Source organism: Streptomyces sp. NPDC001903, assembly GCF_042891345.1.
GTDB lineage: Bacteria > Actinomycetota > Actinomycetes > Streptomycetales > Streptomycetaceae > Streptomyces.
Window position 1 is genome coordinate 81,556 of record NZ_JBIASZ010000021.1, and the last position, 18,861, is coordinate 100,416.

Sequence of the window (18,861 nt, forward strand, 5' to 3'; positions counted from 1 at the left end):
AAAGCACGGCCCGCCCCGCACGACGTACGGAACAAGGAGGATCGGCGGAGAAGCAGTTCCCCGCCGTCCCCCGTTGACCGAGGAGTTGTTTTCGCGTGACTGAACATGTGTGGAGCTACCAGCCGACCGCGGGCCACCTGGCCGGTACGGACCTGACCGGCTACAAGGTCGAGGCGACCGACGGGGGCATCGGCAAGGTCGACAAGCACTCCGACGAGGTCGGTGACGCCTACCTGGTCGTCGACACCGGCGTATGGATCTTCGGCAAGGAAGTCCTGCTGCCGGCGCGCACGGTCGTCAAGATCGACCCGGAAGAGCGGAAGATCTACGTCGACCGCACCAAGGAACAGATCAAGAACGCACCCGAGTTCCACCGGGACAAGCACCTCGGCGACGCCGGATACCGGGAGGAGCTGGGCACGTACTACGGCACCACTCCCTTCGGCGGCCGCCCCTTCTGATCCGCTCCGCGCATCATGACGCCGGTCCCGGCGCCCCCACGTGGGTGCCGGGACCGGCGTCTTCTTCGTATTCCGGCTCGTGGCGGGCAAGGGTCTTCGCGATACGGCTTTCGCGGGCGGGCGGGCTTGATCGACAGTTGGGGCATGTCCTCCCCAACGGTCGCCGGGTCGCCCGAGGACGGGCCCGGCGACGACTGCGCACGCGTACGGCGTCTGCTCGCCCGTGCCGGTTTCGAGACGGTGCCGCAGGACGGCAACGGCCTGCGCGTCTGGGCGGCGCCGGAGGGCGTCATGATCGGATGGGCCGCTCAGGAGGTACTGCGGCCGACCATCCAGGTCCACGGCCACGAAGAGGACCTCTCCCGGTTCACGGCCCTGCCGGGCCTGCACACCGCCCTGCGGACGGCTCTGGCGGTGACCCTGCGGGACGGCGGCCTCGACGTGGCGATCCGGGGCGAGCACCTCCTCGCGGTACGGCCCCGGAACGCGGCGGACCCGGCGGACGCCGCGGACGCCGGGCCGGCCCCCTAGGGGGTGTCCGCAAAGTCCCGCCTGCCCCGCGGGCGCACGGCGCTACTTTGCGGACACCCCCTAGGGCTTGACGCACCCGGCCCGGCTATCGGGCGCGGCCGCTCTCCCCCAGGGTGCGGCTCGGCGAGTGGCCGTACGCCGCGCGGTAGGCGGCGGCGAAGCGGCCCAGGTGGTGGAACCCCCACCGGTGCGCGATCGCCGCCACGCCGGCCCCGCTCGCCGCGTCGCCCGCCACGAGGTCGGCGTGCGCGAGGTCGAGCCGTACACGGCGCAGGTAGGCGGTCGGCGTCGTGCCGAGATGCCGGCGAAAGGCGTACTGGAGGGCCCTCGGGGTGACGCCGGCGGCCGCGGCCATCTCGGTCGGTCCGATCTCCGCATCGGGCGCGGACTCGATGAAGGCCACGGCTCGCCGGACGGTCTCGGGGGTCGCGTCGCGGGTGTCGGCCGGTACGGACGCGGGGTGCGCGGTGTTCGGGAACGTGGTCAGCGCATGGGCGGCGATCATCCGGGCGGCGGCGTCCACCACCAGCGGTTCGCCGGCCGCGGGCCCGGCCAGGACTCCCGACTCCAGATAGTCCACGGCCCTCTTCCACTGCTCCGCCCGGGCCGGGGAGACGGGCGTGAACCGGATGAACCGCAGCGGCGGCGCGGGCCGTCCGGGCAGACGGCCCGCGGCGTCCTCGACGATGCGGCGGGACAGCGACACCGCGCGCAGTTCGGCCCCGTCGACGTGGCCGGTGTACGGCAGGTCGGGCTGCGAGATCGCGAAGACGTCGCCCGGTCCCGCCGAGTAGGCGTCGTCGGCGCATTCCCGGCGCATCCGGCCACTGACCACGTGGGTGATGGCCACGGCGCCGAGCGGATCGCTGGCGTACGCGTACTCGGTCGCCAGTGCGAGCGTGCTCAGCGTGACGGGACCGGCGAGGGTGCGGGAGTAGCTGAAAGTGCCGTTCGGAGCCGGTGACTTCATCCGCAGGCTCGTGCCGTAGGCGGACCTCATCCAGTCGCGGGCGGCCTCCAGGTCCGTGGTCCGGAAACTCGTCCGACCCGGCGAATCCGCCCGGGAACGCTGTGGCATTGCGGCACCCCTCCCCTCCGGCGGGCAGCGCGATCGTAGGCCCCCTGCTCGGTCCGGCCTTCCAGAATACGGTCGGCCCCGGCGGGCGCACGTACGCCCTTCGGGCAGACCCGCGTCGACTCCCTGCTCCGTTCGGCGCACGGCTGTCCGGCTCATGCCAGGATGCGGAACGACTGCGCGTCCGCCGCACGTCGCACGTCGCACGTCGCCACGAGTGATGCCTGCCGCCTGCCGCCTCGACGAGGAGAGCCGTGGAAGACACGACCAGCCGGATCCTGGTGACGGGTTCCGCCGACGGCCTGGGACGGGCCGCGGCGCACTCCCTGCTGTCCGCGGGACACGAGGTGGTGGTGCACGCCCGGAACCCGGAGCGCGCGGCCGGCCTCGCCCCGCTGCTGGATCGGGGAGCGGGCATCGTGGTGGGTGACTTCACGGACCGCGACGCCGTACGGCGCATCGCCGAGGAGCTGAACGACGCGCGGCCGCTCGACGCGGTCATCCACAACGCGGGCGTGTGGAACGGCCCGGCGGTCATGCCGGTCAACATCGTCGCGCCGTACCTGCTCACCGCCCTGCTGCGCGAACCCCGCCGCCTCGTGTACGTGAGCAGCGGCTCTCATTTCGACGGCCACCCCCACCCCTCGCTCGCCGGCGTCGACTGGCGGGGCGAGCACGCGGGCTCGTACGCGGACAGCAAGCTGTTCGTCACGGCGCTCGCGGCCGCCGTGGCCCGCCTGCGCCCGGGGGTGTTGAGCAACTCCGTGGATCCGGGCTGGGTGCCGACCAGGATGGGAGGCCCGCACGCGCCGGACGATCTCGAACTCGGCCACCGCACACAGGAGTGGCTGGCGACGAGCGACGATTCCCAGGCCCTGACCACCGGCGGGTACTGGTATCACCGCCGGCTGCGACCGCCGCATCAGGCGGTCCACGACCAGGCGTTCCAGGACCGCCTGCTGCGGGCGCTGGCCGATGAGACGGGCGTCGCGATCTGACCCCGGTGTGCCTGCGGCCGTCGTGAGACGGGCGGGCCCGCGGACGAGGGCGGCCGGGCACGCACCCCGCGGGCGGTTGGCCGGGAGACTTCGGGACAGAAGCGCGACGTGCTGAAGACACCTCTCGTGGTCCTGCTCGTCCTGCTCGCCGCATGTGCGTCGGCCGCCTCCGCCCTGGCCACGCCCTGGTTCCTGGCCCTGGCCGTCCCCCTGGTCCTGCTCGCGCTGGTGGCCGTACACGACCTCGTACAGCGCCGGCACTCGATCCTTCGGAACTACCCGCTGCTCGGGCACCTGCGCTTCGCCCTGGAGGCACTGCGGCCGGAGATCCAGCAGTACTTCATCGAGCGGAACTTCGACGGCCGCCCCTTCGACCGGGACACCCGGAGCATCGTCTACGAGCGGGCCAAGGGGACGGACGCGGAGGAGCCGTTCGGCACCGAGCTCGACCTGTACCGGCCCGGCAGCGAGTTCCTCACGCCCTCGATGGCCCCGCGGGCGGTGCGCACGGACCCGCCCCGGGTCCGGATCGGCGGACCCGAGTGCACCCGCCCGTACGACATGGCCCTGCTCAACGTGTCGGCGATGAGCTTCGGCTCCCTGTCGGCCCAGGCCGTTCTCGCCCTCAACGCCGGCGCCCGGTCGGGCCGCTTCGCCCACGACACCGGCGAGGGCGGACTGTCGGAGTACCACCTGCGCCCCGGCGGGGACCTCGTCTGGGAGATCGGCACCGGCTACTTCGGCTGCCGGACCGACGACGGGGGCTTCGACGAGGGGCAGTTCGCCGAGAAGGCCGCGCACGAGCAGGTCAAGTGCGTGTCGTTGAAGATCAGCCAGGGCGCCAAGCCGGGTATCGGCGGCGTCCTGCCGGGAGCCAAGGTCAACGCCGAGATCGCGAAGGTCCGCGGAGTCCCTCAGGGCAGGACCGTCGTGTCGCCGCCCTTCCACCGCGTCTACTCCACTCCGCGCGAGCTGGTGCGCTTCCTGGCCCGGATGCGCGAACTCGCCGACGGCAAGCCCGTCGGGTTCAAGCTCTGCGTCGGCTCGCGCCGGGAGTTCCTCGCCGTGTGCAAGGCGATGCTGGAGGAGGGCACCACGCCGGACTTCGTCATCGTCGACGGCGCGGAGGGCGGAACGGGCGCCGCGCCGCTCGAATTCGCCGACCACGTCGGCCTGCCGCTCGGCGAGGGGCTGATGACCGTGCACAACGCCCTCGTGGGGGCGGGTCTGCGCGAGCGGATCCGGATCGGGGCCAGCGGCAAGGTCGCCACCGGCAGCGACCTGGTCAAACGCCTCCTCCAGGGAGCCGACTACACCAATGCCGCCCGCGCCATGATGTTCGCGGTCGGATGCATCCAGGCCCAGCGCTGCCACACGAACACCTGCCCCGTGGGCGTCGCCACCCAGGACGAGCGGCGCGCCCGCGCCCTCGACGTCGGCGACAAGGCCCAGCGCGTGCGGCGCTTCCAGGAGGCCACGGTCAAGAGCGCCCTGCAGATCATGGCGGCGATGGGGGTCGACGAGCCGTCCGGGCTGCGCCCGCACCAGCTGCTCCAGCGGGTGGATCCGCACACCGTCCGCTCCTACGCGGAACTCCACGAGTGGCTCGCACCGGGACAACTGCTCGCATCAGCGCCCGAGGGCTGGGCATCCGACTGGCGGGCGGCCGACCCGGACCGCTTCACCCACTGACACCGCGCCGGCCCCCGCCCCGGGGGCCGCACCCGGACGGAAGGGCACTCCTGTGGCACGTACCGTCGCCCACGTGATCATCGACGCACTCAAGGAACTGGGTGTCCGCCACGTCTTCGGCGTCGTCGGGGACGCCTTGAACCCCCTGACCGACGCCATCCGCACCACGGACGGCCTGGAATGGATCGGCTGCCGGCACGAGGAGGCGGCGGCCTTCGCGGCCTCGGCGCAGTCACAGCTCTCCGACACTCTCGGAGTGTGCATGGGCACGGTCGGTCCGGGGTCGGTGCACCTCCTCAACGGGCTCTACGACGCGGCCAAGAGCCGCACGCCGGTCCTGGCGATCTGCGGGCAGGTCCCGCTCGCCGAGGTGGGCAGCGACTACTTCCAGGAGGTCGACAACGACCTGCTCTTCCGCGACGTGGCCGTCTACCGGGCCACGGTCACCTCCCCCGACCAGATGCCGCGGATGCTCGAATCGGCCGTGCGCGCCGCCGTCACCCTGGGCGGTGTGGCCGTCCTGACCGTCCCCGGCGACCTGGGCGACCGGGAGCTGGGCGAGGACCGCCCCACGCGCTTCGCCCTCGCCGCGCCGCGCACGCGCCCCGAGGACCCGGCCCTCGCCGAGGCCGCCGAGCTGCTGAACTCCGCCTCCCGCGTCACGCTGCTCGTCGGCCGCGGGGCGCGCGGGGCCCGTACCGAGGTGCTCCGGGCCGCGGAGCTGCTCGCCGCGCCCATGGTGCTCACGCTCAAGGCGAAGGAGGGCTTCGAGGGCGACAACCCCTTCCAGGTGGGGCAGACCGGCCTGATCGGCAATCCCGCCGCGGCGCACGCGCTCGACGGCGGCGACGCGCTCCTGATGCTGGGCACCGACTTCCCCTACCGCGACTGGTACCCGACGGGCTGCAAGGTGGTGCAGGTGGACACCCGTGCGGAGCACCTGGGCCGCCGGGTTCCGGTGGACGTGGGTCTCGCGGGCGATGTCGGGGCCACCCTGCGCGCCCTGCTGCCGCTGCTGGAGAAGGCTTCCGACCGTACGCACCTGGAGAGCGCCCGGGACCGGTTCGTACGCTGGGAGGAGGGGCAGCAGCGCCTGGCCGACCCGGGGCACGAGCACCGCTGGACCGGCAGGCTGCGGGCCGCCCTGGACAACCGGGACCACGAGATCCGCCCCGAAGCCCTGGCCGCCGCGGTGGACCGGTATGCCGACGAGGACGCCGTGTTCACCTCCGACACCGGCATGGCCACCGTCTGGCTGTCCCGCTTCGTCGGCATGCGCGCAAACAGGCGGCTGATCGGCTCGTACAACCTCGGCTCGATGGCGAACGCCATGCCGCAGGCCCTCGGGGCCCAGCTCTGGGCGCCCGACCGGCAGGTCGTCGCCTTCTGCGGCGACGGCGGGCTGAGCATGCTGCTCGGCGACCTGATGACGATCAGGACGTACGGGCTCCCGGTGAAGCTCGTCGTCTTCGACAACCGCCGGCTGGGCATGGTCAAACTGGAGCAGGAGCAGGCGGGACTGCCCGAGTTCGGTACGCGGCTCGACAATCCCGATTTCGCCGCGGTCGCCACCGCCCTCGGCCTGACGGGGATCCGGGTCACCGATCCGGCCGAACTCCACGACAGTGTGCGCCGGGCCTTCGAGACGCCGGGGCCCGTCCTGCTGGACGTACTGACCAACCCCGAGGAGGTGGCCGTGCCGGGCAAGCCGACCGTGGCCCAGGGGTGGGGTTTCGCCATCGCCAAGGTCAAGGAGACCCTGTCGAGCCGCGGGGACTGACGGAGAACGGGCTGTCGCCGAGGTGGGCGAGGAGGTCCGCGGGATGCCGGTACACGGCCCGGGCTCCGGCCCCTTCGAGGTCGCCGCGGGGGATGCCGCCGCACAGGAGTCCCACGCAGGTGACTCCGGCGCGGCTGCCCGCCCGCATGTCCCAGACCGTGTCGCCGACGAAGACCGAGTCGCGCGCGGACGCGTCGGCGAGGTCGAGGGCGTGGTGGACCGGGTCGGGCGCGGGCTTGCCCCGCTCCACGTCGTCCGCACTGGCCGTCGCCGTGATGGCGTCGTCGGCGTCGACGGCACGCCGCAGGGCATCGAGTTCGGCCTGCTGGGCGGAGGTGACGAGCACCACGCGCCAGCCGCTCCGGTCCAGCTCGCGCAGCAGGTCGGCCGCCGCGTCCAGCGGCGGCAGCCGGTCGAGGTACGTCCCGTAGAGGGTGTCGTGCGCGGTGGTCAGCGTGTCGTCCTGGTCCGTATCGCGGTCCTCGCCCAGCAGATGCGCGAGGAGGTCCTCGCCGGGCAGGCCGATCGCGCGGTGGATGTCGTGCATGGCGACGTCGTGGCCGCCTTGCCGCAGTGCCTCCCACCAGCAGGTGACGTGCAGGTGGTTGGTGTCGGCAAGGGTTCCGTCGACGTCGAAGAGCGCGGCCCGGTTCATGCGCGCCTCCCGCCGGGTCCGGTGGCCGAGCCCGGGCCCGGGTTCGGCTGCGCAGGCGCCTACCCGCTCGTCCCCTTCGTACTCCTCACGCCCAGGTGCCCGGGACGCACCGGCACGGCGCGAGCGCCGCGGGTCTCATCCGGGATGACGAGCGGCGGGTAGGGGGCCGGTTTCCGGGTAGCCGCCCCTTGCCGAAGCCGGGCGTGTTCCGCCGCCGCGGGCCCGGACGCGCATCCCAGCGGCCCGGGAGCAGGGAGTCTGCGCTCTGCGCGGCAGCCCCTGGACTCCCCCGCCGCGATCCACCCTCACGGAGCCACCGCCATGAACAGCCGTCCTCCTTTCCTCGGCATTTACCTCAACGACCATCTGACCGGTGCCGGTTCCGGTGTCGAACTCCTGCGCCGCGCGGCGCGAGTCCATCGGGGCACCGCCCTGGGGCCCCCGCTGGCCTCCCTCGCGCTGGAGGTCACCCAGGACCGCGAGAGCCTGCGCCGCATCATGGCCGACCTCGACATCCCGGTGATGCGGAACCGGATCGCCCTCGGATGGCTCGCCGAGAAGGCCGGCCGGCTCAAGCTCAACGGCCGTCTCCTCTCCCGCTCGCCGCTCAGCGACGTCCTCGAGCTGGAAGCCATGCGCCTGGGCGTCGAGGGCAAGGCGTGTGCCTGGCGATCGCTCGCGGCCCTGGCCGACACCAACCCGCGCATCGACGGCGCCCGGGTTCGAGAGCTGCTGCGGCGCGCCGAGCGGCAGATCCGGATCCTGGAGGCCCTCCGCCTGGAGCGGGCCGTACAGGTGTTCACCGAGGAACGGTCTCCGGAGACGGCGATCCAGATCGGGGGCGGGTCGGGCAGGTCACGTACGTCGTGAAGACCAGGCCGGCCCGCCCGCGCGACGGCCGCCGCCCACCGGGGCGCCGAGGGTCGTACGCACCAGGTCGCCGACCACGTCGCCCAGGCGCCCCCGTCTCTCGTACGACGCACGCTGGAGGGCGGCCCCGCCGCCCCGGCGCCGCACCCGGTCGAACAGTTCCTCGGCGAGATCGGAGTCCCCGAGCGCCGCCAGCCCCGGCCCCGCCCGCGCCAGCAGCAGCTCCACCGACCTGGCGGCCGGTACGCACTCCCCGCTCACGGGATCGATCCCCTCACCCTCCAGCCCCTGCCACGCGGCGAGCCGGTGCGCGGCACGCAGGCGCGACTCGGGCGGGCGGGGAACCGGCCGGCCGTCGGCGATCTCGGGCAGCAGGGCCGTGGCCAGCCCCCGTACGAGGGCGGTGAGCAGCACCACCTGGTCGAGGTCGGCGTTCACGTCGCAGAGCCGGATCTCCAGCGTCGGTACGTGCTCGGAGGGGCGGGCGTACCAGTAGATCATCCGGCGGTCCAGCAGGGTGCCGGTGCGCACCAGGTGGTCGGCGAGGCGCTCGTAGCCGGCCTCGTCGAGCAGGGGTGCGGGCCCGACGCCGGGCCAGCGGGCGTGCTCCACGGACCGCCGGCCGGCCCAGCCGGTGTCGTGGCCCAGGGAGAAGGGCGAGTTGGCCGCGAGCGCCTGGAGGGGCGGCAGCCAGGGCCGCATGTGGTTGGCCAGTGCGAGTGCCTGGCCTCGTCCGCTCACCCCGATGTGGATGTGGCAGCCGCACACGATGCCCTCGTACGAAGCCGCCGGCGAGGGCCAGCGGGCTGCCATCCGCCCGTACCGCCCGCCGGGGGTCACGGCCGGCGGCCGCTCCGGAGGGATCACCGGGGTGCCGGTCGCGACCAGCAGGCATCCTTCCCCGGCCGCGGCCTCCGCCATCACCTGCCGCAGCAGCGCCAGCTCCGACCGCAGCGCGGCCAGCCGGGCCGTGGGGCGGGTGCACACCTCGACCTGCGCGCCGTGGAACTCCGGCTGTGCCTGTGCGCCCAGTACCGCGCGTGCGGCGTCCACGACGTGCGGACCGCTCGCCACGGGGATTCCCGTACGCCGGTCCACCAGCAGGAACTCCTCCTCCACTCCCACCGTCATCCGTCCGGCACCCCGCGGCGGGCCTGCCCGGACGGGATCGACCGCACGATCCGGGGTGATCTCTTGGGGGGACATGGCAAAGTCCTTCGTCGACCGGCCACGGCGAGCAGGCACGTGTGGGGACCGGTTCGCACCGGCCTCGTGCGGAGTCCGCTTCTCAGGCCCGGTCCGGTTCGGTCTGCTCTTCACGACCGATGCCGGGGCGGTGGCGCTTGGCGCGGTGGCCCCCGGCGTCCGCGTCCTCCTGCGGCCTGCCCCGGACGACGGCGTCGTCCGCCTGGCGCCGGGCCTCGCGGTCTCCGCTCTCGCCCGCGGCCTCGGCGGGCGTGGTCCGCGGGCGTCGCCCGGACCTCTCGTTGTCCGCCATCGCGTCCTCCTTCGGTGGCTCCCGTGTCCCGCGACTACCCCACACCGCCGCGCCCAAGCCTGCCGATCCGGGCGCGGACCCGAGCGCGGGCACCCGGCGGGAATGCCGCCCGGGCGGACCGCAGGGCCCGGGTACCGTGGGAACCAGCAGCACCTGGAGCGGCCATGCCCGTGACATCAGCCCCGCATGCCCCGTCCCGGTCGCCGCACCCGCGGACGGGACCGCCATGACCGGCTCCCGCGGGCCGGCCCGGTGGCCGGGCCTCGGAAGGATGCTCAGCACGATCCGCCGTACGCGGGCCGGCAGGCGCTGGGGGCGTGTCCGGGACGTGGACCTGTGGCAGCGCTCGCTGGGCTTCGCCGCGCTCGGGTTCCTGACGCTGGTACCGCTGCTGATCGTCGTGTCCGCGGCGAACACCGCCGGCGGGCAAGGGTTCGCCCAATGGCTGGGAGACGGGCTCGGAGTGTCGCCGGCCGCCAGGGCGGAGATCGACCGTCTCTTCGCCCTCCCCGGCGAGGTATGGCGGACCACCACGGCGTTCGGCCTGGCCCTGCTCGCCGTGTTCGGTCTGTCGTTCGGCACCCTGCTGCAGAGCGGCTACGAAAGGATCTGGGACCTGCCTCCGGCGCGCTGGTGGGCCCGCTGGCGGCACGTCCTGTGGCTCGGCGTACTCGTCGCCGTCCTCTACCTGTCGGCGATCACGCCACCGTGGCGCGAGTCCCCTGCCCGGGGGTTCGTCACCGTGGCGATCGGCATGCTGTTCTTCTGGTGGTCCCAGCGGCTGCTGCTCGGCGGCCGGGTCGGCTGGCTCGCCCTCCTGCCCGGGGCGGTGGCCACCATGCTCGGATTGCTCGGGCTGCGGGTCTTCTCCCGGTTCGTCTTCTCACCGCTCATCGCGTCCAGCGCCGTCACCTACGGCCCGTTCGGAACCGTCCTCGTCATCCAGAGCTGGCTCGTCGGCGTCGGCGTCGTCGTCTTCGGCGGCGCACTCGTCGGCCGCCTCGTCCACGACGAACTGGCGCGCCGCGCCCAACCGCCGGCCCCGGGCCGACGGGGCGATGGCGCCGAGCCGACGGAGGGCACGGGAGGAGGTCAATCCCCGCGTTGACGACGGGCGGGGCCGCGGGGGCGATCCGGGGCGGGGCTGACGGTCGTACGGGAGAGGCGGGACGGACACCCGCGGCAAGCCTCCCTACTCGGGGTACCGGGCGTCGGTCCTGGGCGGCCGGGGCGTGCGCAGGGCCGTCACCAGCCAGGGCTGGAAGGGCAGGTGGCCGGGCAGCACGTGCCAGCCGTTGACGGTCCAGACCAGGCGCCAGTAGCGGGCGACGAGCGGGTCGTGCCCCACTTCGAGCTGCCCGGCCATCCATTCCCGCAGCTCGTCGCCGTCGGGCCGGTCGAGCGTGGCGGCGAAGCGCGCCACGACGGCGTCGGCCACGGGGACGGCCCGGGCGCTCTGCGGGTCGGTTCCCGCGTCCATCGCTGCGGTGACCGCCTGCCGGGCGAAGCACAGGAGGTCCGCCGCCTCCCCGGGCCCCGTACCCGCCAGGGCCTCCTCGTCGGCGGGCGGGAGTTCGGCCTGGGCCAGGTGCGCGCGGAAGGTGTCGTCCGCGGCCAGCTCGGTGAGTTCCAGCCACGCGTCGAGCTGCGCGTCGGACGGGTCGTCGGGAAGGTGGGGCACGGCGGTGCGCAGGGCGGCGACCGCACTCTGCGCGGCGGGCGTCGCGGCTTGGAGGCCGCCCAGGAAGTCGGCCACCAGGCGGCGCCGTTCGTCGGAGGCGAGTCGGGTCAGGCGGTGCATTCGAGTGATCTCCTCGGGAGTCGAGCCGTGCCCCGCCATGCGGCGCAGGAGGTTCAGCCGCGTGCGCAGGGCCCGGATCTGGAGTTCGGTGGCGTCCGCGTGCGCGGTGGCGACCTCGGTGAGGGAGAGGTCGCCGTCGAGTACGCGGCGGATGGTGGGCAGGCCGACGTCCAGCTCCCGCAGCACACCGATCGTCCGCAGCCGGTCGAGAGCCGCGTCGTCGTAGCGGCGGTAGCCGGCCCGGGTGCGCCGGGTCGGGGGCAGCAGTCCGGTGTCCGAGTAGAACCGGATCGTGCGGACCGGAATGCCGGTTCGGGCCGAAAGGCCGCCGATCGAGTGCGGGGGTGTCGTGCCGTTCATGACGGCAACTCTCCTGTCTCCAGCCACTGGAGAGTCAAGCCGCCCAGGGCATCCCGGGGCACCCCGGGGTATCTCCGCGGGTGCGGAAGGAACGCGACGTCGTATTCCCGCCAGCGTCGGTGGGCCCGTTCACGGGAGAGTCGGCCACGGCCCGGGGTGTCGACCGCGGGCCGGTCCGTCCGTCCGACACTTCACGAGAGGCACGACACATGCACGTCGTCCCCGGGCTCAAGGTCCTGTACTTCGGAACCCCTGTGGTGCTGATCAGCTCACTCAACGAGGACGGTACGGCGAACCTCGCGCCCATGTCCTCGGCGTGGTGGCTGGGCCAGTCCTGCATGCTCGGTCTCGGCGACGCCGCCCAGACCACCGCGAACCTCCTGCGGGAGGGCGAGTGCGTGCTGAACCTGCCCTCTTCGGCGATGGTCGATGCCGTCGACCGGATCGCGCTCACCACCGGGAGGCCGGCCGTACCGGACTACAAGGCGAAGCAGGGCTACCGGCACGAGCCGAACAAGTTCGAGGCCGCTCGGTTGACCGAGCAGGCGTCGGACCTCGTCCGGGCCCCTCGGGTCGCGGAATGCCCGATCCAGCTGGAGTGCAGGGTCGTCTCGGCCCGCCCCTTCGCCGGTCCCGCACTCCACGCCACCGCCTTCGAGGTCGAGATCCTCCGTTCCCATGTGGAAGAGGACCTGGTCATCCCGGGGACGCACCACGTGGACCCGCTCCGCTGGGATCCTCTGATCATGAAGTTCTGCGAGTTCTTCGGCGGCGGAGAGAACATCCACCCGTCGAGGCTCGCCGAAGGCTGGAACATGCCGCACCAGCACCGGTCGGCGCCCGTCTGAGCGGACACGCGGGTGCTGCCCGCATCCGGGGCCGCCGCTCGACGAGGCCGGGCCTAATCGGGCGCGGCGCCGCTCCGGCGCGCGGTGAACAGGAGGTACTCCCACTCCATCGCCCCGTCCTGGAGCGCGCCGTCCGCCAGCTCGTCGAGGGCCCGGTCCAGGGCGGCGGTCTTCTCGGGAGCGTCGGCGATGTTCCGGTAGACCGCGATCGTCGGGCCGTAGGTGGCCTTGAAGAACTCGCGGAAGTCCGCGGGCTTGGCGAAGCGGTCCACGCGGACCGTCTGCCGTCGCGCCTCCGCCCCGGTGACGCCGTCACCGAGGAGGGTACGGACGTGCTCCTCCTGCCCCCACAGGGGCGGCGGCTGCGCCCCCGGAGGCGGCGGTGGCGCGTACGCCTTCATGGCGGTGAACATCTGCCCGATGAACCCTTCCGGGGTCCAGCTGATCAGCCCGACGGTGCCGCCCGGCCGGCAGACCCGGAGCAGTTCGCCGGCGGTGGCCTGGTGGTGCGGGGCGAACATGACCCCGACGCAGGACATGACCGTGTCGAACTCCCCGTCGGCGAAGGGCAGGGCCTCGGCGTCGGCCACCTGCCAGCGCAGCTCGGCTCCGCGCGCCGCCGCATCCCGTTGCCCCACGTCCATCAGCTCGGGCGTGAGGTCGGAGGCGATCACGTCGCCGCCGGCCAGTGCGGCCGGAATGGCGGCGTTCCCCGACCCCGCGGCGATGTCGAGGACCCGGTCGCCGTGCTTGACCCCGCAGGCCTCGACGAGGACGGGGCCGAGGGCCCCGACGACCTCCTTGGCGACCGCCGGGTAGTCGCCGAGGGCCCACATGGTCCGGTGCTTCGCCTTGAGCGCGCGGTCAGCGTCGCGTGCGTCTGCCGTGTCGGTCATGCCGTCCGCCTCCTTCGCCTGGTGTCGAATCCCCACCTGCTTCGAGCATAGGAACCCGCACGGACCGCGGCCCGGCGACAGGGTGCCGCCCGGCTCGGCCCGCAACGGCGGGGTCGGTCCGCGCGGGGCCGGGCGTTCCGGCTCCCGGTCGCACCGCGGGACGGGCGGGGTGACGATGGGAAGGCGGAGCGCGCTCGCGATCGCGATCGCGGCCCCGGTCTCCGGCGGGCGGACGGACCTCGCGCTCGCCGTGGGCGGCCAGGGTGTCGGCGCGGGGCGAATGGGCGCGCCTCCCTCCCCCCCCCCCATGCGTAAGGAAGGCCCATGAACCGGCGCACCCGCATGTTCGTCATCGGCTCCCTCGCGGCCGCCTCGCTCGTCGCCGCCCCCACCGCCCTCGCGGCGGTCCCCCAGTCCCCGCCTGCCGCGGTCCCGGCCGCGACCTGTTCCGTATCCGGCGTGCTCGACAACGGAAAGGTGCACCTCTCCGGAGGCGGCTTCACCCCGGGCCCGGCGTACGTGTACGGGTCTGCCGGCTTCGGCGGGACCGTGGAGATCGCCCAGAACGGCGGCTTCCAGATCATGAACGTGCCGCCGGCCCAGTACAGCATCCGACAGGGCGGCGAACTGACCCAGTGCAGCGGCTTCAACGGCTGAGGCGCACGCGCGGCCCGCGCCTTGCAGGCCTTGGTCTGTCCGGCCCGCCGGACGCCTGAACGGGCCGGAGCCGACCGTCAGAACATGGTGTTGTCGTTCCGGGACGTGGGCGGGACAACCTGGAGTACGTCCCAGTGCTCGACGATCCTGCCGTCCGCGTCGAAGCGGAAGATGTCGATGCCCGCGTACTCCTCGTCGGGCCAGCTCTGACGGCAGTGCAGGACGACGTGGTCTCCTTCGGCGATGGCGCGCTTGAATTCGACGCGCTTGCCGGGATACTCGGCGGCCATCCGCTCGAAGTAGTCGACGAACGCCTGCTTGCCGTCCGCCACGTGCGGGTTGTGCTGGATGTACGTGTCGCCGGCGTACCGTTCGATCGCCTCGGCGGGACGGCACTGGTTGAACATCAGGTCGTAGAACGCCATGGCGCTGGCCTTGTTCTTCTCCGGGTCGCTCATGACGCGACCGTAGTGGAACTGCGGGCCCCGGCCTTCGCCGCGCCACGCGTCAGGCGGCCGACCGGCCGCCTGACGCGTGGGAGACGGGGGTCAACGGGACATCAGCGGCCCTGGAGGGCCTTGACGTTGTCCCCGAAGGTCCAGCCCTTGGAGCCGTCCCAGTTGACCGACCAGGTCATGAGCCCCTTCAGCGAGCCGCCGAAGGCGTTCCAGGACTGGGTGACCAGGTTGGGCGCCATGTAGCCGCCGCCCGCGCCGGGCTGGGCGGGCAGACCGGGCACCTGCTTGTCGTACGGCACCTTGACGGTGGTGCCCTGGATGGTCAGGCCGTTGTTCAGGCACGTGGTCTGAGCGGTGAAGCCCTGGACGGTGCCGGCCTGGTAGGAGTCGCCGGAGCAGCCGTACATGCTGCCGTTGTAGTACTGCATGTTCAGCCACCACAGGCGGCCGTTGTCGGCGTACTTCTTGATGATCGGCAGGTAGGAGCCCCAGATCGAGCCGTACGTGACGCTTCCGCCGGTGACGTACGCGGTTTCGGGGGCCATGGTGAGGCCGAAGCCGGCGGGCATCTGCGCGAGGACGCCGTCGATGATGCGGATCAGGTTGGACTGGGAGGGGGACAAGGTGTTGATGTTGCCGCTTCCGGACAGACCGGTCTCGATGTCGATGTCGATGCCGTCGAAGTTGTACTTCTTCAGGATCGGGACGACGGTCGCCACGAACTTGTCGGCGACGGTGCCGGAGCTCAGGTCGATGCCGGCGGTGGCTCCGCCGATCGACATCAGGAGCGTCGCCCCGGCCGCCTTGGCCTGGCACATCTCGGCGGGGGTCGAGACCTTGACCCCGGTGTCCATGCCGTCCTGCCACAGGACGGTGCCGTCCGAGAGGATCACCGGGAAGGCGGCGTTGATGACGTTGTATCCGTGCGCGGCGATCCGGCTGTCCGTGATGGGGACCCAGCCCATGCCGGGGTGGACGCCGTTGGAGGCGCCGTCCCAGTTCTCCCAGTAGCCCTGGAGGACTTTGCCCGACGGCTTGGGCTTCGTGGGGCAGGTGTCACCCGGCGGGGCGGTGGTCGGTGGCGCGGTCGTCGGCGGGGCGGTCGTCGGCGGGGCAGTCGTCGGCGGGGCAGTCGTCGGCGGGGCAGTGGTCGACGGCGAGGGGGTCGGGGTGGGGTCCGTACCTCCGGGGCCGCTGAGCGACACGTCGTCCGCGTAGTACGCGGGCTGCCCGTACCAGCCGTGCAGGTAGACGGTCACCGAGGTGGTGTTCGGCCCGGTGGTGAAGGCGACGCTGAGCATGCCGTACGACGGGTTGTTCGGCGTCCACGTGGACGGGGTGCCGGTGATTCCGGTGCCGGTGGCGCCCAGGTAGACGTAGCTGCCTTGGACGTAGGCGCTCAGGGTGTACTGGGAGTTGGGCTGCACGCTGACGGTCTGGCTGCACTGGGCGGTGTCCTGACCGGTCGGCACCGCCTTGAGCGCGGAGGTGCCGGACCGGACCGGACTGCCGACGGCCGCGGCGGCACCGCCGGGGCACGTCCAGCCGGTCAGCCCGTTCTCGAAGCCGGAGTTGGCCACCAGGTCGGCGGTGGCGGCCCCGGCCGTGACGGAGCCGGCCACCGCGAGCCCGGCGGCGATGACCGCGGCCGCACTCACCCCGGCCAGAACGCGCCTCAGGACGGCCGGTCCGGGCCGGGTCCGGCCGGTCCGGTCCCTCCGTACCGCGCGCTCGGCGCTCTCCCCGTACGGGCGGGGGGCCTCGGGCGGCTCCGGCGGACGTGGAGTACGCGACCTTCGACGGAACATGTGGTGCTCCCTTCCCGCCGAGCGTCATGGGCATGACCACGCGTGGGGGCGTGACGACCGGCCTGGGTGAGGTGGGGGGACATGTGGGGCTGCGCCGGACCGGAGCGTAGGAGCGCCGACAGGGCCCGTCAATAGGTCTGGACCAATGGGCGCGGATCTGGGCGCCGATCCCTACCGAACCAGGGGGTGCACAATCGTTTACCCTGGGGGTGAACAACTGTGCACCCCCTTGTGTCCCGGCTCCCTTCACGCCCCTGGAGCAACATGCCCCCCGCGATACCCGAACCCGGCCCGCCACCCGACGCGATCGCCTCCCCCTCCCCCTCCCCCGCACCCGCCACCCCCCGCAGCCGGCACCCCGGGTTCGTCATGCCCGTCCTCGCCTTCTGCGGCATGGTCGTCGCCGTCATGCAGACCCTCGTGGTCCCCCTGCTGCCTCATGTCCCCGACCTGACGGGGGCGAGCCCCGGCGCCGCGGGCTGGCTGGTCACCATCACGCTGCTGACCGGCGCGGTCTTCACTCCCGTCCTCGGCCGCGTCGGGGACATGTACGGGAAGCGGCGCGTCCTGCTGGCCTCACTGGGCGTGCTCACGGCGGGCTCCGTGCTGTGCGCGGTCAGCTCCGACATCGGCGTCCTGATCACCGGCCGGGCCCTCCAGGGCGCGGCGCTCGCGGTGATCCCGCTGGGCATCAGCATCATCCGCGACGAGCTGCCCGCCGACCGGGTCCTGTCCGCGATAGCGCTCATGAGCTCGACGCTCGGCATCGGTGCGGCGATCGGCCTGCCCGTGGCCGCGGTGGTCATGGAGAACTTCGACTGGCACACCATGTTCTGGGCGTCGGCGGCGCTCGGCCTCCTCGACCTGCTGTTGGTGCTGTGGATCGTCCCCGAGTCGCCGGTGCGTTCGTACGGCCGCTTCGACCTCCCCGGCACCCTGGGGCTCGCCGCCACCCTCGTCGGACTGCTCCTCGCGATCACCCAGGGTTCGGACTGGGGCTGGACCTCCGCGCGCACGCTCGGCCTGTTCGGCGCCTCCGTGGCCGGGGGGCTGCTGTGGGGCTGGTTCGAGCTGCGCACCGTCTCCCCCATGGTCGACCTGCGGGTGTCCGCCCGGCCCGCCGTGCTGCTCACCAATGTGGCGGCCCTGCTGATCGGATTCGCCTTCTACGCGAATTCCCTGGTCACCGGCCAGATGGTGCAGGAGCCCACCAGCACCGGGTACGGACTCGGCGCGTCCATCGTGGTGAGCGGGCTGTGCCTGCTGCCCGGCGGCGTGGCCATGGTGGCCCTCTCCCCCGTCTCCGCACGGATCTCGGCCGCCTACGGGCCGCGCACGGCGCTCGCGCTGGCCGCCGTCGTCATGGCCGTCGGCTACGCGGTGCGCTTCTTCACCAGCCACACCCTCTGGATGATCGTGGCCGGTGCCACCGTGGTGGCCTCCGGCACCGCGATCGCGTACTCGGCGCTGCCCGCCCTCGTCATGCGGGCCGTGCCGGTGAGCGAGACGGCCGCGGCCAACGGCCTCAACACCCTCATGCGCTCCGTGGGCCAGGCCTGTTGCAGCGCCGTGGTCGCCGCGATCCTGGCCCACGTGACCTTCGTCGCCGGCGGGCGCACCGCACCGACCCTGCACGCCTACCTGCTCATCTTCCTGATCGCCGGGGGAACGGCGCTCGCCGCCCTCGTCGCCACGCTGTTCCTGCCGTCGGACCGCACCGGGGGCGGCCGGGGCCCGCTGCGCGGCAGTGCGGGCGGTACGGTCACGGTGTCAGCGTCCGCGACCGCCGCCCGGGAGATCTCATGAGCAGCACCGAGGAATCCCTCGCCCCGACGCCGGCCACGGCCGACGGGGAGGCCCGTGCGGAGGCCGGCGCGGGAGCGGGCGGGGAGCCTGGCTCCGAGACCGGACGCGAGGCCATCGTCCGCGCCGCCCGCCGCGCGTTCACGCTGCGGCCGTACGCCGAGGTCACGATGCGCGGCATCGCGGCCGACGCAGGGGTGAGCCCGTCGCTGATCGTCAAACGCTTCGGCAGCAAGGAAGCCCTGTTCAACACGGTCGCCGACTTCCGGGCGGCCGCCGACGAGCTCTTCGCCGCCGCGCCCCACGCCCTCGGCCGGCACCTGGTCCTGACGATGGTCGAACTGCGGGACCGCTTGCGCGGGGACCCGCTGCTGCGGGTCGTGTTCTCCCTGGGGATCGAGGACGAGCGCACCCTGCTGCGCGCGCGCTTCCGCGAACAGGTCACCGACCGGCTCGCCGCCTCTCTGACGGGCCCCGACACACGGCTGCGGGCCGAGCTCATCGCGGGCCAGCTGCTGGGGCTCGGCGCCACCCTGAGCCTGCACCGTCCCGACGGCGCCGGCTCCCATGCCGGCGCCGAGCGCCTGGCGGACCTCTACGCCCCCGGGCTCCAGCGGCTCATCGACGGCGCCTGAGACCGCCGCACCCGCCTCGGCCGGTCCCGGCCGGT

Annotated in this window: 18 protein-coding genes and 2 pseudogenes; 11 read left to right on the top strand and 9 right to left on the bottom strand. The window is 73.0% G+C overall.

The features are described 5' to 3' along the window. Nucleotides 1–95: 95 nt before the first annotated feature. Both ACFYZS_RS34105 and ACFYZS_RS34110 read left to right on the top strand, forming a co-directional pair. Entirely contained in the window at nucleotides 96–461 is a 366-nt protein-coding gene (locus ACFYZS_RS34105) for a PRC-barrel domain-containing protein (RefSeq protein WP_389021333.1), read from the top strand. 144 nt (nucleotides 462–605) lie between these two features. Beyond that, nucleotides 606–992, top strand: coding sequence for a hypothetical protein (locus tag ACFYZS_RS34110; protein WP_389021336.1), 387 nt, complete (start codon nucleotides 606–608; stop codon nucleotides 990–992). Between the two features lie 85 nt (nucleotides 993–1,077). Here ACFYZS_RS34110 and ACFYZS_RS34115 read toward each other — a convergent pair whose 3' ends face one another. Next, nucleotides 1,078–2,070, bottom strand: a complete 993-nt coding sequence (locus ACFYZS_RS34115; RefSeq protein ID WP_389021338.1) for a helix-turn-helix domain-containing protein — start codon at nucleotides 2,068–2,070, stop codon at nucleotides 1,078–1,080. Nucleotides 2,071–2,321: 251 nt separating this feature from the next. Between ACFYZS_RS34115 and ACFYZS_RS34120 the strand changes: the two genes are divergently transcribed. The 3 genes from ACFYZS_RS34120 (at nucleotide 2,322) to ACFYZS_RS34130 (ending at nucleotide 6,537) form a co-directional block, all read left to right on the top strand. Further along, complete coding sequence (locus ACFYZS_RS34120; RefSeq protein WP_389021341.1) at nucleotides 2,322–3,065, top strand: SDR family NAD(P)-dependent oxidoreductase; 744 nt, start codon at nucleotides 2,322–2,324, stop codon at nucleotides 3,063–3,065. Nucleotides 3,066–3,173: 108 nt separating this feature from the next. Then, nucleotides 3,174–4,757 carry an FMN-binding glutamate synthase family protein gene (locus ACFYZS_RS34125; protein ID WP_389021345.1) on the top strand — a complete coding sequence of 528 codons (1,584 nt, stop codon included), beginning with the start codon at nucleotides 3,174–3,176 and terminating at the stop codon, nucleotides 4,755–4,757. 52 nt (nucleotides 4,758–4,809) lie between these two features. Continuing rightward, nucleotides 4,810–6,537 (top strand): thiamine pyrophosphate-dependent enzyme, encoded by a 1,728-nt coding sequence (locus ACFYZS_RS34130; protein WP_389021348.1) that lies wholly within the window; start codon nucleotides 4,810–4,812, stop codon nucleotides 6,535–6,537. Here the strand turns inward: ACFYZS_RS34130 and ACFYZS_RS34135 are convergent. Beyond that, a complete protein-coding gene (locus ACFYZS_RS34135) occupies nucleotides 6,506–7,192 on the bottom strand; it encodes an HAD family hydrolase (RefSeq protein ID WP_389021351.1) in 687 nt (228 codons plus the stop codon). The genes ACFYZS_RS34130 and ACFYZS_RS34135 overlap by 32 nt on opposite strands. A gap of 321 nt (nucleotides 7,193–7,513) precedes the next feature. On the opposite strand from ACFYZS_RS34135, the gene ACFYZS_RS34140 reads away from it, so the two are divergent. After that, the gene (locus ACFYZS_RS34140; protein ID WP_389021354.1) at nucleotides 7,514–8,062 is read left to right on the top strand and encodes a hypothetical protein; all 549 of its coding nucleotides are present in this window, start codon (nucleotides 7,514–7,516) and stop codon (nucleotides 8,060–8,062) included. Here ACFYZS_RS34140 and ACFYZS_RS34145 read toward each other — a convergent pair. Continuing rightward, on the bottom strand, nucleotides 8,048–9,193 hold the full coding sequence (locus ACFYZS_RS34145) for a YbdK family carboxylate-amine ligase (protein ID WP_389021357.1): 1,146 nt from the start codon (nucleotides 9,191–9,193) through the stop codon (nucleotides 8,048–8,050). The genes ACFYZS_RS34140 and ACFYZS_RS34145 overlap by 15 nt on opposite strands. A 157-nt stretch (nucleotides 9,194–9,350) precedes the next feature. After that, a complete protein-coding gene (locus tag ACFYZS_RS34150) occupies nucleotides 9,351–9,560 on the bottom strand; it encodes a hypothetical protein (protein WP_389021360.1) in 210 nt (69 codons plus the stop codon). A 271-nt stretch (nucleotides 9,561–9,831) separates the two neighbouring features. Between ACFYZS_RS34150 and ACFYZS_RS34155 the strand changes: the two genes are divergently transcribed. Beyond that, nucleotides 9,832–10,668, top strand: coding sequence for a ribonuclease BN (locus ACFYZS_RS34155; protein WP_389021363.1), 837 nt, complete (start codon nucleotides 9,832–9,834; stop codon nucleotides 10,666–10,668). A gap of 84 nt (nucleotides 10,669–10,752) precedes the next feature. Here ACFYZS_RS34155 and ACFYZS_RS34160 read toward each other — a convergent pair whose 3' ends face one another. After that, the gene (locus tag ACFYZS_RS34160; protein ID WP_389021366.1) at nucleotides 10,753–11,721 is read right to left on the bottom strand and encodes a MerR family transcriptional regulator; all 969 of its coding nucleotides are present in this window, start codon (nucleotides 11,719–11,721) and stop codon (nucleotides 10,753–10,755) included. A gap of 209 nt (nucleotides 11,722–11,930) precedes the next feature. Here ACFYZS_RS34160 and ACFYZS_RS34165 point away from each other — a divergent pair, with 209 nt between their 5' ends. Then, nucleotides 11,931–12,569 (top strand): flavin reductase family protein, encoded by a 639-nt coding sequence (locus ACFYZS_RS34165; RefSeq protein WP_389021369.1) that lies wholly within the window; start codon nucleotides 11,931–11,933, stop codon nucleotides 12,567–12,569. A gap of 53 nt (nucleotides 12,570–12,622) precedes the next feature. On the opposite strand, the gene ACFYZS_RS34170 is transcribed toward ACFYZS_RS34165, so the two are convergent. Further along, entirely contained in the window at nucleotides 12,623–13,465 is an 843-nt protein-coding gene (locus tag ACFYZS_RS34170; protein ID WP_389021372.1) for a class I SAM-dependent methyltransferase, read from the bottom strand. A 324-nt stretch (nucleotides 13,466–13,789) separates the two neighbouring features. Between ACFYZS_RS34170 and ACFYZS_RS34175 the strand changes: the two genes are divergently transcribed. After that, nucleotides 13,790–14,122, top strand: coding sequence for a hypothetical protein (locus tag ACFYZS_RS34175; RefSeq protein ID WP_389021375.1), 333 nt, complete (start codon nucleotides 13,790–13,792; stop codon nucleotides 14,120–14,122). Nucleotides 14,123–14,199: 77 nt separating this feature from the next. Here ACFYZS_RS34175 and ACFYZS_RS34180 read toward each other — a convergent pair whose 3' ends face one another. From ACFYZS_RS34180 to ACFYZS_RS34190, 3 genes and pseudogenes are all read right to left on the bottom strand, one after another. Beyond that, nucleotides 14,200–14,580: a nuclear transport factor 2 family protein gene (locus ACFYZS_RS34180; protein ID WP_389021378.1), complete on the bottom strand. Its 381-nt coding sequence runs from the start codon at nucleotides 14,578–14,580 to the stop codon at nucleotides 14,200–14,202. A gap of 101 nt (nucleotides 14,581–14,681) precedes the next feature. Beyond that, a pseudogene (locus ACFYZS_RS34185) lies at nucleotides 14,682–15,680 on the bottom strand (chitinase); the annotation flags it as partial. A gap of 147 nt (nucleotides 15,681–15,827) precedes the next feature. Next, nucleotides 15,828–16,388 (bottom strand): annotated as a pseudogene (locus ACFYZS_RS34190) (carbohydrate binding domain-containing protein); the annotation flags it as partial. A gap of 264 nt (nucleotides 16,389–16,652) precedes the next feature. On the opposite strand from ACFYZS_RS34190, the gene ACFYZS_RS34195 reads away from it, so the two are divergent. After that, nucleotides 16,653–18,194, top strand: a complete 1,542-nt coding sequence (locus ACFYZS_RS34195) for an MFS transporter (RefSeq protein ID WP_389021380.1) — start codon at nucleotides 16,653–16,655, stop codon at nucleotides 18,192–18,194. After that, entirely contained in the window at nucleotides 18,191–18,826 is a 636-nt protein-coding gene (locus tag ACFYZS_RS34200; protein ID WP_389021383.1) for a TetR family transcriptional regulator, read from the top strand. Before ACFYZS_RS34195 ends, ACFYZS_RS34200 begins: the two co-directional genes overlap by 4 nt. The last annotated feature ends 35 nt before the right edge of the window (nucleotides 18,827–18,861 follow it).